The sequence below is a fragment of the Longimicrobiaceae bacterium genome (assembly GCA_035696245.1).
Taxonomy (GTDB): Bacteria; Gemmatimonadota; Gemmatimonadetes; order Longimicrobiales; family Longimicrobiaceae; genus DASRQW01.
The window spans coordinates 16,026-31,662 of the sequence record DASRQW010000066.1 but is presented as its reverse complement, the minus strand read 5'-3'; the positions used below and the strand labels follow the sequence as shown (position 1 = coordinate 31,662).

Annotated in this window: 13 protein-coding genes; 11 read left to right on the top strand and 2 right to left on the bottom strand. The window is 70.4% G+C overall.

The genetic code is table 11. The features are described from left to right. The 3 genes from nudC to VFE05_03170 form a co-directional block, all read left to right on the top strand. On the top strand, positions 1-435 hold a 435-nt coding region (gene nudC / locus VFE05_03180), incomplete at its 5' end, for an NAD(+) diphosphatase (GenBank protein HET6229054.1). 196 nt (positions 436-631) lie between these two features. Then, the gene (locus tag VFE05_03175) at positions 632-811 is read left to right on the top strand and encodes a hypothetical protein (GenBank protein ID HET6229053.1); all 180 of its coding nucleotides are present in this window, start codon (positions 632-634) and stop codon (positions 809-811) included. Positions 812-864: 53 nt separating this feature from the next. Further along, complete coding sequence (locus VFE05_03170) at positions 865-1,038, top strand: hypothetical protein (GenBank protein ID HET6229052.1); 174 nt, start codon at positions 865-867, stop codon at positions 1,036-1,038. A gap of 431 nt (positions 1,039-1,469) precedes the next feature. Here the strand turns inward: VFE05_03170 and VFE05_03165 are convergent, their stop codons facing one another. Beyond that, positions 1,470-3,212: a hypothetical protein gene (locus tag VFE05_03165; GenBank protein HET6229051.1), complete on the bottom strand. Its 1,743-nt coding sequence runs from the start codon at positions 3,210-3,212 to the stop codon at positions 1,470-1,472. Between the two features lie 474 nt (positions 3,213-3,686). On the opposite strand from VFE05_03165, the gene VFE05_03160 reads away from it, so the two are divergent. The 8 genes from VFE05_03160 to VFE05_03125 all read left to right on the top strand — a co-directional run bounded on the left by VFE05_03160 (position 3,687) and on the right by VFE05_03125 (position 12,252). Next, positions 3,687-6,320 carry a PIG-L family deacetylase gene (locus tag VFE05_03160; GenBank protein ID HET6229050.1) on the top strand — a complete coding sequence of 878 codons (2,634 nt, stop codon included), beginning with the start codon at positions 3,687-3,689 and terminating at the stop codon, positions 6,318-6,320. Position 6,321: 1 nt separating this feature from the next. Then, positions 6,322-6,570, top strand: a complete 249-nt coding sequence (locus tag VFE05_03155) for a DUF433 domain-containing protein (GenBank protein HET6229049.1) — start codon at positions 6,322-6,324, stop codon at positions 6,568-6,570. A gap of 45 nt (positions 6,571-6,615) precedes the next feature. Then, positions 6,616-6,858 carry a type II toxin-antitoxin system prevent-host-death family antitoxin gene (locus tag VFE05_03150; protein ID HET6229048.1) on the top strand — a complete coding sequence of 81 codons (243 nt, stop codon included), beginning with the start codon at positions 6,616-6,618 and terminating at the stop codon, positions 6,856-6,858. A 260-nt stretch (positions 6,859-7,118) separates the two neighbouring features. Beyond that, the gene (locus VFE05_03145) at positions 7,119-8,123 is read left to right on the top strand and encodes an extracellular solute-binding protein (protein ID HET6229047.1); all 1,005 of its coding nucleotides are present in this window, start codon (positions 7,119-7,121) and stop codon (positions 8,121-8,123) included. A gap of 4 nt (positions 8,124-8,127) precedes the next feature. Then, on the top strand, positions 8,128-9,207 hold the full coding sequence (locus VFE05_03140) for an ABC transporter ATP-binding protein (GenBank protein ID HET6229046.1): 1,080 nt from the start codon (positions 8,128-8,130) through the stop codon (positions 9,205-9,207). After that, a complete protein-coding gene (locus VFE05_03135) occupies positions 9,204-10,886 on the top strand; it encodes an iron ABC transporter permease (protein HET6229045.1) in 1,683 nt (560 codons plus the stop codon). Before VFE05_03140 ends, VFE05_03135 begins: the two co-directional genes overlap by 4 nt. Positions 10,887-11,085: 199 nt before the next feature. After that, positions 11,086-11,445 (top strand): hypothetical protein, encoded by a 360-nt coding sequence (locus VFE05_03130; GenBank protein HET6229044.1) that lies wholly within the window; start codon positions 11,086-11,088, stop codon positions 11,443-11,445. Between the two features lie 303 nt (positions 11,446-11,748). Then, positions 11,749-12,252 carry a hypothetical protein gene (locus tag VFE05_03125; protein HET6229043.1) on the top strand — a complete coding sequence of 168 codons (504 nt, stop codon included), beginning with the start codon at positions 11,749-11,751 and terminating at the stop codon, positions 12,250-12,252. A gap of 161 nt (positions 12,253-12,413) precedes the next feature. Here the strand turns inward: VFE05_03125 and VFE05_03120 are convergent, their stop codons facing one another. Further along, positions 12,414-15,584: an error-prone DNA polymerase gene (locus tag VFE05_03120; GenBank protein HET6229042.1), complete on the bottom strand. Its 3,171-nt coding sequence runs from the start codon at positions 15,582-15,584 to the stop codon at positions 12,414-12,416. Between the last annotated feature and the right edge of the window lie 53 nt (positions 15,585-15,637).

Here is a 15,637-nt window from a genome sequence, read left to right as displayed (position 1 = left end):
GACTACCCGCGGCTGAACCCGGCGGTGATCATGCGCATCGACCACGGCGAGCGGGTGCTGCTGGTGCGCGGGCCCAACACGCCGCCGGGCATGTACAGCACCCTCGCGGGCTTCGTGGAGCCCGGCGAGTCGCTGGAAGAGGCGGTCGCGCGCGAGGTCGCCGAGGAGGTGGGCATCCGGATCCGCGGCGTGACGTACTTCGGCAGCCAGCCGTGGCCTTTCCCCAACTCGCTGATGATCGGCTTCACGGCCGAGTACGCGGGCGGCGACATCGTCCCCCAGCCCGGCGAGATCGAGGACGCGCGATGGTGGACGGTGGACGAGCTGCCCAACCTTCCCGGCCCGCTCAGCATCTCCCGCGCCCTGATCGACAAGTGGATCGTCTCTCAAGGTCGCGATCCAGCATCGGTGGCCACGGCGCTGGACCCGCGATAGAGGTGGGCCGGATGGCTCCCCGGTGCCGTGGACGGATGGCTCCCAAAGGTATGCTTAGCAGCACGTGAGAGCACAGCCCTGCCGGTGCTCGTCTTCGGATGGCGCATTAGTTGCGCACGGCCGCGCCGGAGCTCTCAATGTTCCCTGGGGCGGCCGAACGGTGTCCCTGGACGAATCACACGTACGGGGGGCAGCCGTGAAAAAGCTCATGCTGAAGGTCGAGGACATCGACGTCGCCGGCTTCGAGACGCTGGGCGCGCTTCCGGATCGCACCGGGACCGTGCAGGGCGCGGAGTTCCTCACCATCCGTACGAACTGCGACCAGGTTACCTGCGGCGACACGTGTGCCGCTCCTACCTGTGTGTGCCGGGCCTGACGTTCCCAAGGCGTACCAAGAGTATTCCCACTATCGCAACCTCTGGAGATACCATGAACAAGCTCAAGCTGAGGGTGGAGGACATCGCTGTTGCAGGCTTCGAGACGCTGCGGCAGAAGCCGGCTGGGCGCGGAACGGTGCAGGGCGCGGAGCTCATCTCCCGCTACACGGCTTGCAATCAGGAGACGTGCTGGGTCACGTGCGACCAGGCCACCTGCCTCTGCTGAGCTGTGGGCCCGGCGGTTGCGGAAAGATCTTACGTCCTCACTGCCGATGTCTATGGATGCGGGATGGTGTCCAACCAGGTGGCACCACCACCAGCGGGGAGCACGTGAGGATGGCGACGCGGGCGGCGCGGCAGGGGCTGCGCGCGGAGGCAATGGACCCCCGTCAAGGAAAATCTAGAGCGGTTCTCGATCGAGTCTACCGTTAATGCGGGAACCAGCATCGGCTGTATCTCGGACCAATCGGTCGAGACGTGAAAACCCGGGCGGGAACCGCTCTAACCCGCGGCTCGCGCTCCACACGGCGTTATTCCGGTGTCGCCCGACGCGTGTCGATATCTGAGCCGGTCATACCCGGTCCCAGGACGATGAACGCGGCTTGGCCCGGCCATCACGATGGCCGGGCCAAGCCAGCTAAATCGAGAAGCAGGAACTCAGTATCTGTACAGACGAATCTTCAGTGCTTCCATCCGCGTCCCTGCCACACCGGCGGCGGTCCCGTCGCAGACCTGCGGTCCCCATCCGTAAGACGAGCCATACGCGCTGTAGCAAACGTGCAGGCGCGTCGCCCCCACGTCGGTCGGGACCACCTGGTTCGCCAGGCGCAGCTTGACCTGCTCCATGCGCAGGTTCAACCCCGTGGTTCCGGCCGTTCCCCCGTTGCAAGCCTCCGTCATCCATCCACGCGAGTACACGTTGGCCTGGTAGCAGATGGCAATGGGAGACGGGAGGGCAACGTTGTTCACCCGCAGCGCCTCCATCTGGCGCGCCTGGCCCGTCGTGCCTGTCACCTGGTCGTTGTACACGTTCGCCATCCACCCGATGCCCGAGGCGTGCGCGGCGTACGAGATGGGAGTGACGAATGCCACCTTCGTCGGGGTGAGCGTCCTGACGTTCACGTTGTCCAGGATCAGCGTGGTGGCCGGGAGCGCGTCGTCGTAATGGAACGGCTGGTCCAAAGGCACGGTGCCCCCGACGGCGATGCGGAAGATAGCCGCCTGCCCGCCTCCCGCGTCGATGTTCTCCGCAGCCATGTTGGTGGCGGCGCGCGAGAGCAGCCAGTTGAAAGCGGGCCGCCGGGTACGCGCCGAATCTTCGCGGATGATGCCCAGCCCGTAGTTGCCCGCGTCCGCGTCCAGAAACGAGTGCGCGGCGTCGGTGGCGTGGATGTCCCCGCCCTCGGGAGACTGCATGTGCGCGCCGATCATCTTCTGGGCCACGCCAACTTCCGACTGCACCTGCAGCGCGTCTTGGTACCACACCATCTGCTGGTTGTCGAACTGCGTGCGCCAGTTGGCCCGGTCAGCGGGGTCGAGCAGGTTTCCGTTGTTGGTGGACGAGGCTGCGTTGGTGCCGAACTCGGTGACCCAGATCGGTCGGTTCGCATCATTCGGTGCGTTGGCCCCAGTCTGGTTGATCTCCCAGTTCAGCGAGTTGAGCTTGGGGCCCAGCGCGCCAGGCGCCCGCGGGTTCTGGCCATAGCCGTGCACGGCCAGGATATCGAAGTAGCCCTTGGCGCCGTTCGCGTACATGCCCCGCAGGAATGACCATGTCAGGGTATTCGCCGCGATGGTCGTGGACACGTTGCAGTATGCTCCGACGCCGGTAGGGTCGTACTCCCAGCCCTCGTTTCCGGTAAGCCCGGCAGTCAGAACCCACGCGTTGGGGTTCGCCTGTTTGATGGCCGGGTACGCAACCTTCAGCATGTCCGCATACCGCGCGCCCATGGGGGCATGGTTGGCATTGCAGGCATCTCCAATGGTTCCGAACGGTCCCACGGCCCAGTAGCCCGCGTCGGGCTCGTTCCATAATTGCCAGAAATGCACTGTGGGATAGCGTGCTGCGAGCAGCGCGACGAAGTTCGCGTAGTGGGCGTTCCAGGTGGGTCCCGCGTATCCACTCGAGGGAGGCGTGCTCTGGTCGCACGGCTCCGCCGCGCTGCAGTTCAGCTCCAGGACGGTGACCACCAGCTCGATACCGCGCTGCTGCGCCCAGTACACGGCGTTCCGCAGCCCCTCCGAGTAGCAGCCCGCCGTACCGTTGTCGCCCATCTGGGTGGTGCACCCGTTCCGTTCCGCCGCGGCGTACTTGTTCCAGAGCACGGTGTAACGTGCCATTCGGATTCCCGCGCTGCGCAGGTCGGCGAAGTCCGGATCGGCGCCCGTGTGGGTCGTCATCCCGACCTCCTGGGTCATATCGTAAATCCACAAGTCGTTGGTGCTGCGCCAGTAGCCACGCCATTGCGGCGGCTGAACGGTGGCATAGTGCCGAGGCGCAGGGGGCGCGGGCGCGGGCGCGGTGCGAGGCATAGCCAACGGGTCGCGATCCGTACAGGCGGTCAGCACCGTGATCGCAACCAGCGCTGTTTTCCATCGTGACATGAGGGTTCTCCGCTCGATGAGTTAGGGGAGGAGATACGTCGCCTAACATCACGAACGATCGGCAGGGAGGGCAACGCGAGCGGCGCGAACCCACCGGTAATCGGAATGAAATGCGGTCTGACGGGCACGAACTGTAGTCCGCCCGTTCGACGAAAAAACTTCCGTTCTCCGTCCTGCACCGGGCGGGCCTTCGCGGGGCCCAGGGACATGGCCGCCGGGCATCTGATGGCCACCCTTGTGCGGCACGCGGTGCGGCATAGGTTAGCGGCCATGAACATTCGACGACTTTCCGCCATCGCCGGCCTGGCCGCGACCGTGCTCGCCGCCGCGCCGGCTCCCGCCCAGGCGCCCATGGGCGCGGGCGAGTACGAGGGCGCGGCCGGGCTGGGCCTGGCGCTGCGCCGGCTGAGCAACACCAAGCGCGTGCTGATGATCGGCGCGCATCCGGACGACGAGGACACGCCGCTGCTGAGCGCGCTGGCCATCGGCCAGGGCGACGACGTGGCGTACCTGTCGCTCACGCGCGGCGAGGGCGGGCAGAACGGCGTAGGCCCGGAGCTGGGGCCCGCGCTGGGCCTGCTGCGCACCGAGGAGCTGCTGGCCGCGCGGCGGGTGGACGGCGCGCAGCAGCTCTTCTCGCGCGCGTACGACTTCGGGTTCAGCAAGAACGCCGACGAGGCGTTCCGCCACTGGCCGCGCGAGCAGGTGCTGGCGGACGTAGTCGGCGTCATCCGCCTCTTCCGGCCGGACGTGGTGGTGGCCGTCTTCAGCGGCACGCCGGCGGACGGGCACGGTCAGCACCAGGTCTCGGCGATCCTGGCGCGCGAGGCTTTCGACGCAGCCGCGGACCCGGCGCGCTTCCCGGACCAGGTCGCGGCCGGTCTGCGGCCGTACCGCACGCCGCGCTACTACCAGTCCCTCCGCTCCCGCGCGGCCGACGACGCCACCGTGCGCCTGCCCACCGGCGAGCTGGACCCGCTGCTGGGCCGCTCGTACTTCCAGCTCGCCATGGCCAGCCGCAGCCGGCACCGCTCGCAGGACATGGGCGGGCCGGAGCCGGCCGGGCCGCGCTGGGGCTACCTCAAGCGCATCGTCCCCACCGCCGCCGGACAGGAGGCGACGATGTTCGCCGGCACGGACAGCACGCTGTCGATGCAGGCCGCACGCATCGGGGCGGCGGGCGTGACGCGGGCGCTGCGGGACTACGATGCGGAGGTCGCGCGGCTTCGATCCGGGCTGAACCCGCTCGCACCGGACCTCCTCGTGCCGGGCCTCTCCCGCGCCCTCGCGCTCCTCGCGCGGGCGGACGACGCGGCGCGGGCGCCGGAGACTGCGGGCGCGCAGGCGGACGCCGTGCGCGAGCTGCGCTTCCGCATTGCGGCGGAGATGGACGATGCGCGTGCGGCGCTGGCCCACGCGGCGCGGCTGGAGCTGGACGCGACGGCCGACCGGGCGCACGTCGTCCCGGGCCAGGCGGTGAACGTGGAGGTGACGCTGTGGAACGGCGGCGCGCAGGCGGTGCAGGTCTCCGCCCTCGCGCCGTCACTCCCGGCCGGCTGGACGGCCGAGCCGGTGGACTCGCTGCCCTCCGCTCCGCTCGCCCCCGGCGCGCTGCTCACCCGCCGCTTCCGCGTTCGCGTTCCGGCGAGCGCCCAGCCGACCGAGGCGTACTTCCTCCGCCGCCCGCAGACGGGCGACCTGTACGCGTGGCCGGCGGACTGGACGGTGGATGCACGGCCGTTCGAGCCCGCCGCCATCCGCGCCGCCGCCACGGTCCGCGTCGCGAACGCCGAACTGCCGCTGACGCGCGACGCGACGTTCCGCGAGGTGGACCCGCGCCAGGGCGAGCTGCGGCGCCCCGTGCTGGTGGTACCCGCCGTCTCCGTGACGGTCGATCCTGCCGCGAGCGTGCTTCCGCTCCCCGCGCCCGGCGCCGCGCCCGCGCCGCTACGGTACCGCCTGCACCTGGCCGCGGAGGAGGCCGGCGTCGCGGGCACGCTGCGACTCCGCGTGCCGCAGGGCTGGACGACGGAGCCCGCGTCGCTGCCTGTGCGCTTCGGCGCGGCGGGCGAGCGGCAGGAGGCGGAGATCGCGGTGCGCGCCCCCGCCGGCATCTCCGCCGGGGACTACCCGGTGACCGCGGTGTTCGAGACGGCGGACGGGCGGCGGTTCGAGCGCGGCCTGCAGCTCATCGACTATCCGCACGTCAACACGCGGCCGCTGTACCACGCCGCCGCGTCCACCGTGCGCGCGTTCGACGTGAAGGTGCCGCAGGGGCTGCGCGTGGCGTACGTGACCGGCGCGGGCGAGGCGGGGCCGGGCGTGCTTGCGGGCCTGGGCATCGTGCCCGACCTGCTGGACGCGCGGGCGCTGGAGGGCGGCGACCTCTCGCAGTACGACGTGATCGTCACCGGCAGCCGTGCGTACGAGGTGAGGCCGGACCTGCGCGCGCACAACGACAGGCTGCTCCAGTACGTGCGCAACGGCGGCACGCTCATCGTGCAGTACTACAAGTTCGACCAGGCGGGCGGCACCTTCACGCCCTTCCCCATGACATTCACGCGCACCGCCGACCGGGTGACGGACGAAGCCTCGCCCGTGCGGCTGCTGGCGCCGGAGCACCCGGCGCTCTCCACGCCCAACCGCATCACCCCGCGCGACTTCGAGGGCTGGATCCAGGACCGCGGCCTCTGGTTCCCGCACACCTTCGACCCCGCGTACACGCCGCTGCTGGAGACGCAGGACCCCGGCGAGCCGCCGCTCCAGGGCGGGCTGCTGGTCGCGAAGCTGGGCCGGGGCACCTACGTCTACACCGGCCTCGCCTTCTTCCGCCAGCTCCCCGAGGGCGTCCCCGGCGCCTACCGCCTCTTCGCCAACCTCCTCGCGCTCGGAGCGAAGAAGTAAGATGAGGATGGACGCGGCAGAGCCGCCGTGTACCGCCGGGGGCCGCCCGGCCGTCGTCCACAGCGATCCGGAAATCCTGTCCGGCACGCCCGTGTTCGCTGGCACCCAGGTTCCGGTGCAGACGTTCATCGATTGGCTGATGGGCGGCTACACGGTGGACGCCTTCATCGACAACTTCCCCACCGTGCGGCGCGAGCAGGTCAGCGCCTTCTTCTCCCAAGGGGTGGAGGCGCTGCTTCCCGGCAGGTGATTCCACCCGTTCGTCCTGCTCGCATCCAAATGCCGGAGGACACAGGTGATCGAAGTCGATTTCGCGCAGGCTCGCGCCTCTCTCGGCACTCTGATCGACGCGGTCGCGAACGGGGGCGAGAGGGTCCTGATCCGCCGTGGGAACGGTGAGGACGTCGCACTGGTCCCCGCCGCCGAGCTACGAAGCTTGCAGGAGACAGCCCACCTGCTCCGCTCGCCGAAGAATACCGCGCGCCTCCTGCGAGTGATCCTCCGTGCTCGGGAAGGCCGTTCCCCCGCGGAAGGCTGAACACGGCGGTCTTGCCGCACAATCGTTCAGTGGTGAAGTTGTCGCATCCGCGGTGCCTCGTCCTCACGGGTGATGCGCTGCCGCCGGCCGGCTCGGCCGTCTCAACTGGCAAGCGAGCTTCCATGCTGAATGATCGGCCCCGCATCTCCCGTCTGCTCGACGAAGCACGCTCATCGGGCATCGCTAACGCCTCCGGGGCCTTGGGGATGCCCTCCCGTCGCACGCCACTCATCTCCCGAGCCGTACGCCGTGCATCTCCCGTGGTCGCCCTCGTGCTGGCGGCTTGCGGGGGCGGGGGGGATGGGCGCGAGGTGCTGACGGTGTACTCGCCGCACGGGCGCGAGATGCTGCAGGCGTTCGAGAAGGGCTTCGAGGCGGCACACCCCGGCGTAGACGTGCAGCCGGTGGACATGGGCAGCCAGGAGGTGCTGGACCGCCTGCGAAGCGAGAAGGCCAACCCGCAGGCGGACGTGTGGTTCGGCGCCCCCTCGTCCACCTTCCAGGACGCGGCGAAGGACTCGCTGCTGGAGAGGTACGTGCCGACTTGGGCGACGGCGCTCCCCGCCGACGCGCGCGACCCCGCCGGCCTGTGGCACGGCACCTACGTGACGCCCGAGGTCATCGCCTACAACAGCAAGGCCGTAGCGGCTGCGGACGCGCCGAAGGACTGGGCCGACGTGCTGGACCCGAAGTGGCGCGGCAAGGTGCTGATCCGTGACCCGATGGAGAGCGGGACGATGCGCACCATCTTCGGGATGATGCTGGAGCGCTCGCTGCGGCAGACGGGCGACACAACGCAGGGCATGGCGTGGCTGCGGCGGCTGGACGGGCAGACCAAGGAGTACGTGCTGAACCCCACGCTGCTCTACCAGAAGCTCGCGCGGCAGGAGGGCCTGGTGACGCTGTGGGACATGCCGGACATCGAGGCGCTGAAGGCGAAGGGCACCTTCCCCATCGCGTACACCTTCCCCACGAGCGGCACGCCGCTGCCGGTGGATGCGGTCGCGGTGGTGCGTGGGACCAAGCACCAGAAGCTGGCGCGCGAGTTCGTGGAGTACGTGGGAGGGACGGGCGGGGTCGTGATGGCGGCGCGGCAGTTCTTCCGCCTGCCTGCGCGGAACGACATCCCGGAAGATTCGCTCACGCCCGCGCTGCGCCGCGCCCGCCAGCAGATCGTGCGCGAGCCGGTGGACTGGAACGTGTTGCAGCAGAAGACGCCCGGGTGGATGCGCTACTGGGACGAGAACGTGCGGAAGCGGAGCTGAGCCGGTGCTGAGGCTGGAGGAGCTGACCCGCCGCTTCGGCGACGTGGTGGCGGTGGACGGCGTGTCGCTGGAGGTCGCGCGCGGCGAGGTGCTCACGCTGCTGGGCCCCAGCGGCTGCGGGAAGACGACGACGCTGCGCATGATCGCCGGCTTCGAGCAGCCTACCGGGGGGCGAATTCTCGTGGACGGCCGCGACGTGACGGCGCTGGGGCCGCAGAAGCGCGGGATGGGGATGGTGTTCCAGAGCTACGCCCTGTTCCCGCACATGGACGTGCGCCGCAACGTGGAGTTCGGGCTGCGCTCGCGCGGCGACCGGGGGGCGGACGTGGCCGCGCGGGCGGAGCGCGCGCTGGAGCTGGTGGAGATGGGCGGCTACGGGAATCGGAAGGTGCAGGAGCTTTCCGGCGGCCAGCAGCAGCGCGTGGCGCTGGCCCGCGCCATCGCCCCCGAGCCGCCGGTGATCCTGCTGGACGAGCCGCTGTCCAACCTGGACGCGGCGTTGCGCGAGCGGACGCGCGACGAGCTTCGCACGCTGCTCAAGCGGCTGGGCACCACCGCCGTCTTCGTCACGCACGACCAGGAAGAGGCGTTCGCGCTGGCGGACCGCGTCGCCGTCCTCAACGGCGGCCGCCTTCAGCAGCTGGACACGCCGGAGGCTCTGTACGGCTCCCCCGCGAACGCTTTCGTCGCGGGCTTCCTGGGGCGCGCGAACTTCTTCCCCGCGCGCGTGATCGGGCCCGAGGGCGGCGGCGTGGTGTGCGAGCTGGCGGGCGGCGTCCGCTGGCGCGCGCTGGGTGCTCCAGGTGCATCGACCGTTTCGGGAGATGCGGTGCGGCTGATGGTGCGGCCGGAGCAGCTTCGCGTGTTCCCCGCGGCGGCGCTGCGGGAGCGCGGGCCGGGGGAGCTGGACGGCCGCGTGCTGGACCGCCGTTTCGCGGGCGCCGCATCCTTCTACCGAATCGCCTGGGGAGATGCGGAGCTGACCGCGCAGGGCGGGGCCGACGATGCACGGCCGGGAGATGCGGTCTTCGTCGGCATGGCGGACGGGGCGCTCGCCGCCGCCTTCCCGCCGGAGACGGCGTGAGCCGCGGCGCATCGTCCGCCACCGCGGTCGGAGCGCGCCGTGGGACGCTGCTGCTGGCGGTCCCGGTCGCGCTCCTCCTCGTCTGGCTCGTCCTCTATCCCAACCTCTTCGTCCTCTTCGGAAGCTTCACGGAAGCCGGGCGGCCGACGGCGGCGCACTACGCCCGCTTCTTCGCCAGCCGGTCGGAGCTGGGGGCGCTGTGGGCGAGCGTGTGGATCTCTGCCGCGAGCGTGGTGCTGTCCGCGCTGGTGGGCGTGCCGCTCGCCTTCCTATTCGCGCGGCGGGACTTTCCCGGGCGCAAGCTGCTGGGCGGACTGGCGGCCATGCCGGTGCTCCTGCCGCCGCTCGTGGGCACCATCTCGTTCCTCTTCCTGTACGGCGAGACGGGCTTCTTCACCCGCGGCGTGCAGCTGCTGCTGGGGATGAGCGACGCGCCGTGGCGGCTGACGGGGCCGTGGGCGGTGCTGCTGGTGCACGCGTACACGATGTACGTCTACTTCTACCTCTTCACCGCCGCAGGCCTCGCCCGTCTGGACGCGGGATATGCGGAAGCCGCGTCGGCGCTGGGTGCAGGCAGATGGACGACGCTGCGGCGCGTCACGCTGCCGATGCTCGCTCCCGCGCTGGGCGGCGCGGCGCTGCTGGTGTTCATGACGAGCATGGCGTCGTTCAGCGCGCCGTACGTGTTCGGCGGCGGGTTCCGCGTGCTGACCACGCAGATCTACGCGAGCAAGCTGAACGGCGAGGAAGGGCTGGTGTCGGTGGAGGCCGTCGTCCTCGCCGTCGTCTCGCTCCTCTTCCTCGTCGGGTTGCAGAGGTACGAGGCGGCGCGGGAGTACACCGGCGCGTCCAAGGGCCTGGGCACGGCGCCGCGGACGAGGTCGCGGCGGGGCTGGCTCCTCACGCTCGGCGCGTCGCTGGGAGTTGGCTTCCTGCTGCTGCCGCACCTCACCGTCTTCGTGGTCTCCCTCGTCCCGGAAGGCACATGGACGACGGAGCTGGTGCCGCCCACGTACTCGTTGGGAGGATACCGGACGCTCTTCGCGGACCGCGAGCGGCTGGTGCCGGTGCTCAACTCGCTCCGGATGGCGACGGTGGCGACGCTGGCGAACGTGGTCTTCGCCTTCGGCGCCGGCTACCTGCTCGCCCGCCGCCGCTTCCGGGGACGGGCGATGGTCAACGCGCTCGTCGTGCTGCCGTGGGCGCTGCCGGGCACCGTGCTCGCCATCGCGCTCGCGACCACGTTCAGCGTGCACAGCCCGCTCACGGGACGGTTCGTCCTGGTGGGCACCTTCGCCATCCTGCCGCTGGCGTACTTCATCCGCAATGTGCCGCTGGTCACGCGGGCCGCGCTCTCCAGCTTCCGCCAGCTCGACCCGTCGTTGGAAGAAGCGGCGGCGTCGCTCGGCGCCGGGCGCACGCGGACGCTGGGGCGCGTGGTGCTCCCGCTGGTGCTGCCGGGGCTGGCGGCGGGCGCGCTGCTGGCGTTCGTGACCGCGCTTGGCGAGTTCGTCGCCTCCATCCTGCTCTACACCAACCGCACGCGGCCCATCTCCATCGAGATGCTGTCGCAGCTGCGCGCCTTCGACTTCGGCGGCGCGTCGGCATACGGCGTGATGCTCATCGTCCTCGTCGCCATCGTCTTCGCCTTCGGCTACGGCACCGTCAGCGAGGGCTGATGCCGCATCCGGTCTCTTCGGCAGCCATAGCTTCGCGGTCGCGGGCCGCCGCGGGCACTCTCCGGAGCCATCGTCTCCACCGCTCAAGCTGATTCGATGGTCGGCAGGCACTCAGCAGGCGCGGCGCTGCCAGGTATTCCTGTTCGCAAGTCCGTTCGTTTCCCCTCCAGAAATCTCCTTCTTCCTCGCGGAGCTACTTATGTCCGATGTTTCGACACCGCGTTACAAGCCGGTTCCGCGCAGGGCGCAGCAGGCGGGCGGAGCGTTCATCGCCGTACTCGGGCTGGGGCTGGCGTGGATCGCGTGGCACGACGCCGCCACGAATGGAGAGTTCTATCTGAAGGCCGCGGTGGCCGGGCCCGCCTTCGCGGCCGTCGGCATCGGGCTGGTGCTGTTCCCCGGGTACAAGGAGGAGCGGCTGGCGCGCGGCGAGGACCTGAGCGCCCTGTCCGGCATGGCGCTGCTCACACCGCGCTGGTGGGGCGTCCTCGTCGCCGGCCTCGGGGCGGGGGTGCTGTACATGACCGCGCTGTACTACGGCTGGCTCGTCCCGTCCTGAGCCGCGCATCGGCCCACACCCTCGCGGGAGCGAATCGGCCGCATGGTCCAACAGCCGATTCGACGAACGGCGGCCGAGCATCATCCGGAGCAGCGCATCTCCCGAAATCAGGGTTTCGGTCGATATTATTCTGTAAGTCTTATTATTGACTTAGCTTATATTCACCGAGAACGGAAAGAGGGCGCGCATCTCATGCTCGCGATCCCGCATCTCATACCATTCCAGTTGCGCTGTACCGGATCATTCACCATCGTTCGCGGCGAAAAGTTTGTTTCTCCATCCTTTCTCTTTTGGAGTTCCACGATGTTTCTCAGACGTTCGCGTTCGGCCCTTCTCCTTCTCGCCGCCGCGGTGATTGCAGGGTGCAGCGGCGACAGCGGCACCAACAGCAAGACCGAAGGGGGCACCTACGCCGCCGCCACGGTGACCATCGTGGAGAACGGTGTCTCGCGGCAGGCCAGCATGCCCGCAGTGCTGTACGACGGGCCGGCCACCGCGGGCGGCCAGACGTACAACGTGCGCTACGAGCTTCTCTCGGCGACGCTGACGCTCACCGAGCAGGGCACCACCTACAGCTTCACCGGCAACTACCGGCTGACCGAGAAGGACGGCAAGCTGCCGGTGGACAACGAGGTCACCACCGAGCACGGCAACTACATCCTGATCGGCCAGGACATCTCGTTCGTGAACGCGCTGGACTCGGACATCGCCATCGACGCGAGCGGCACGCTGCGCAACGGCACGCTCTCCGTGGCCCTGTACGACCCGATCTTCGACGAACTGAACACGGTCACGTTCAAGCGCTGAACCCAGCGCGCTTCGCCGATCCGGCAGATGCACCACGACCCTCCCCCGGCGCTTCCGGGGGAGGGTCGTCTCGCATCGTACGAACCCGATGCCGGCTTCGCGGGAGATGTGGTGCGGTCGCCGGGAGCACGGCCCTCGCCGAGGCCGTATCTCCCGCCGCCTCAGTGGTAGTCGTGGGAGCGGACGACCTCGGCGGCGTCTTCCAGGCGGAGGGGGAAGAAGCGCTCGGCCTTGAGGTTGACCACTCCGTCCTCCACGCCCAACCGCCCGCGCACGGCCAGGATGCCGCTGCCGTTGATGGTTTCCCGCTCGGCGGCGTACAGCTTGGGAGTGATGATGACGTCCAGCCGCCCCGTCTCGTCCTCCAGTCCCAGGAAGACGAAGCCTTTGGCGGTGCCCGGCCGCTGCCGCACGATCACCAGCCCGGCGGCGGTCACGCGCTCGCCGTTGCGCCGCCCCGGCTTCCGCAGCGCCTCCACGGTCTGCACACCCGCGGCGGCCACGCGGTCGCGCAGGTGGCGCATGGGGTGCCCCTCCACGTCGAAGCCGGTGGCGTGGTGGTCCAGGATCGTCCGCATCGCCGCGGGCACCTCCGGCATCCTCTCGCCGGACTCGACGGCGGGCGCCAGCGGGCCGCCACTGCGCCGCGCGCGCAGCTCGCCCAGCACCGTCCACAGCTCCTGGCGCGGGCCGCCGTCCACCCAGCCGCGGAAGGCGCCCGCTGCTGCCAGGGCGCGCAGCTCGGCCTCGCCCGCGCCGGAGCGCTCCAGCACGTCTGCGACGGAGGCGAACGGGCCGCCCGCGAGCGCCGCCCGCAGCCGCGCCCCCGCGCGCGACCCCAGCCCGCGCACGAAGCGCAGCCCCACGCGCACGGCGGGCTCGTCCGAATCTTCCCTCCGCTCCAGCGTGCAGTCCCACGCGCTTCGCGCCAGGTCCGCCGGCCGCACCTCCACGCCGTGTGCCCGCGCGTCGTGGATGAGCGTGGAGACGGGGTAGAAGCCCATGGGCTGCGCGTTGAGGATGGCTGCCAGGTACTCCGCCGGGTACCGCAGCCGCAGCCAGGCCGAGGCGTAGGCGAGCAGCGCGAAGGAGATGGCGTGCGACTCGGGGAAGGTGTAGCTGGCGCACGCCTCCAGCCAGCCCAGCACCTTCTCGGCCGCCTCGCCCTCCACGCCGCGGGCGGCCATCCCCGCGCGGATGGTGTCGGTGGCGCGCCGCATCTGCTCGCTGCCGCGCTTGCGGCTCATGGCGCGCCGCAGGCTGTCGGCCTCGCCGGGGGTGCAGCCGCTGACCACGATGGCGCAGCGCATGAGCTGCTCCTGGAACAGCGCCAGCCCGTGCGTCCGCTTCAGCACCGGCTCCAGGTCGGGATGCGGATACTCGGTCGGCACTGCCCCGCGCCGCCGCGCCAGCATCTCCCGAACCTGCCCGCCCAGCATGGGCCCCGGCCGGATGGCGCCCACGGAGATGACCACGTCGTAGAAGCAGGTCGGCTTCAGCCGCGGGAGGAAGTTGGCCTGCGCGCGGCTCTCGATCTGGAAGAGGCCCACGGTGTCGGCCGCGCCGATCTGGGCGAAGACGGCGGGGTCGTCCAGCGGCAGCGTGCCGATGTCGATCTCGATTCCTCTCCACTCGCGTATCCTGTCCACGCACTCGCCCAGCAGGCGGAGCATGCCCAGGCCCAGCAGGTCGAACTTGGGCAGCCCCGCGTCGGCGCAGTCGTCCTTGTCCCACTGGATGACGGAGCGGCGCGCCATGGACGCGGGCTCGATGGGCACCGTCTCGCCGAGCGGCGTGCCGGAGAGCACGAAGCCGCCGCTGTGGATGCCGCGGTGGCGCGGCAGGCCGGCCAGGCCGGAGACGAGGCGGACGAGGGCCCGCGCCCGCGGCTCCGCCGGGTCCAGGCCCACCGCCGCGAGCGCCTTGCCTTCCGACATCTCCAGCCACTCGGCCGCGGTGGAGGCGCCCGCGTGCCCGTCGAGCCGCTTGGCCAGCCAGTCGCCCTGCGAGGCGGGGAAGCCCAGCACGCGCATGGCGTCGCGCACGGCGGAGCGGCCGCGGTACTCCACGTGGGTGCACACCATGGCCGCGTGCTCGCGCCCGTAGCGCTCGTACACGTACTGGAGGACGCGCTCGCGGGCGTCGTGCGCGGCGAAGTCCACGTCGATGTCCGGCGGCTCGGGGCGCTCGGGAGATACGAAGCGCTCGAAGAGCAGGTCGTTGGCGACGGGGTCCACCGCGGTGATGCGCAGCGCGTAGCACACCAGGCTGTTGGCGGCCGAGCCGCGGCCCTGGCACATGATGCCCGAGCGGCGCGCGAAGAGGCAGATGTCCCACACCACCAGGAAGTGGTCCGCCAGCCCGATGCCGCGGATGACCTCCAGCTCGTGCTCCAGCTGCCGCAGGTGCTTCGGCGACGCGCCGGGCAGACGCTCGCGCAGCCCCGCCTCGGCCAGGTGCCGCAGGAACGCGTCGGCCGAGTCCCACGCGGAGGGCAGGGGAAAGCGCGGCTGCGCCGGGGGGATGTCGGTCATCCGGAACCCGGAGCAGCGCTCGGCCACCTCCAGCGTGCGGCGGACGCCTTCGGGAGATGCGCGCCAGCGGCGCACCATCTCGTCCGGCGGCTGGAGGCACCATTCGGCGGACGGCTTGAGCCAGCCGCGGCGGTGCGCCTCGTCCAGCGTCACGCGGCGGCGCAGGCAGACCAGCGCGTCGTGCACGGCGCGCGCGGGGGCGTCGGCATAGTGCACGTCGTTGGTGACCACCCACGGGATCTCCATCTCCCGCGCCACGTCCAGCAGGTCCGCGCAGAGCGACGCCTCGCGGTGGGTGCGGTGGTCCCACGCCTCCAGCAGGAAGCGCTTTCCGAAGATGTCGCGCATCTCCCCCGCCACCGCGCGCGCCTCTTCCGCGCGCCCTTCGCGCAGCAGCCGGGGCACGCGTCCGCGGGGACAGCCGGAGAGCGCGACGAGGCCGGCGGACCGCTCCGCCAGCGCGTCGGTGGAGATGCCGGGCGCTCCGCGAGGCGACCCCATCCGCGCCCTCGACACCAGCGCGCAGAGGTTTCTCCAGCCCTCGGAGTTTTCCACAAGCAGGGTGAGGTGCGAACGGTCCGCGAGGGTAAGCTCCGCCCCCAAAACCGCTTGGATTCCGGCCTCGCCGCAGGCCCGCGAGAAGCGCACGGCGCCCCCCAGGTCGTCGTGGTCGGTGACGGCCAGCGCGCCGTAGCCGAGCCGGGCGGCGCGGTCCGCCAGCGCCTCGGGAGTGGAAGCACCGTCACCGAGCGAGAAAGCGGTGTGACAGTGCAGTTCGGCATAAAGTGCAGCGTTCACAACCACTTACCTTTCAAAATACATCGTATCGTTACCAAAGCGCCATCACGCGT

Coding starts and splice junctions, on each gene's coding strand:
- VFE05_03170 (HET6229052.1), top strand. CDS start 865: ATGAACAAGCTCAAGCTGAGGGTGGAGGACATCGCTGTTGCAGGCTTC.
- VFE05_03165 (HET6229051.1), bottom strand. CDS start 3,212: ATGACGACCCACACGGGCGCCGATCCGGACTTCGCCGACCTGCGCAGC.
- VFE05_03160 (HET6229050.1), top strand. CDS start 3,687: ATGAACATTCGACGACTTTCCGCCATCGCCGGCCTGGCCGCGACCGTG.
- VFE05_03155 (HET6229049.1), top strand. CDS start 6,322: ATGAGGATGGACGCGGCAGAGCCGCCGTGTACCGCCGGGGGCCGCCCG.
- VFE05_03130 (HET6229044.1), top strand. CDS start 11,086: ATGTCCGATGTTTCGACACCGCGTTACAAGCCGGTTCCGCGCAGGGCG.
- VFE05_03125 (HET6229043.1), top strand. CDS start 11,749: ATGTTTCTCAGACGTTCGCGTTCGGCCCTTCTCCTTCTCGCCGCCGCG.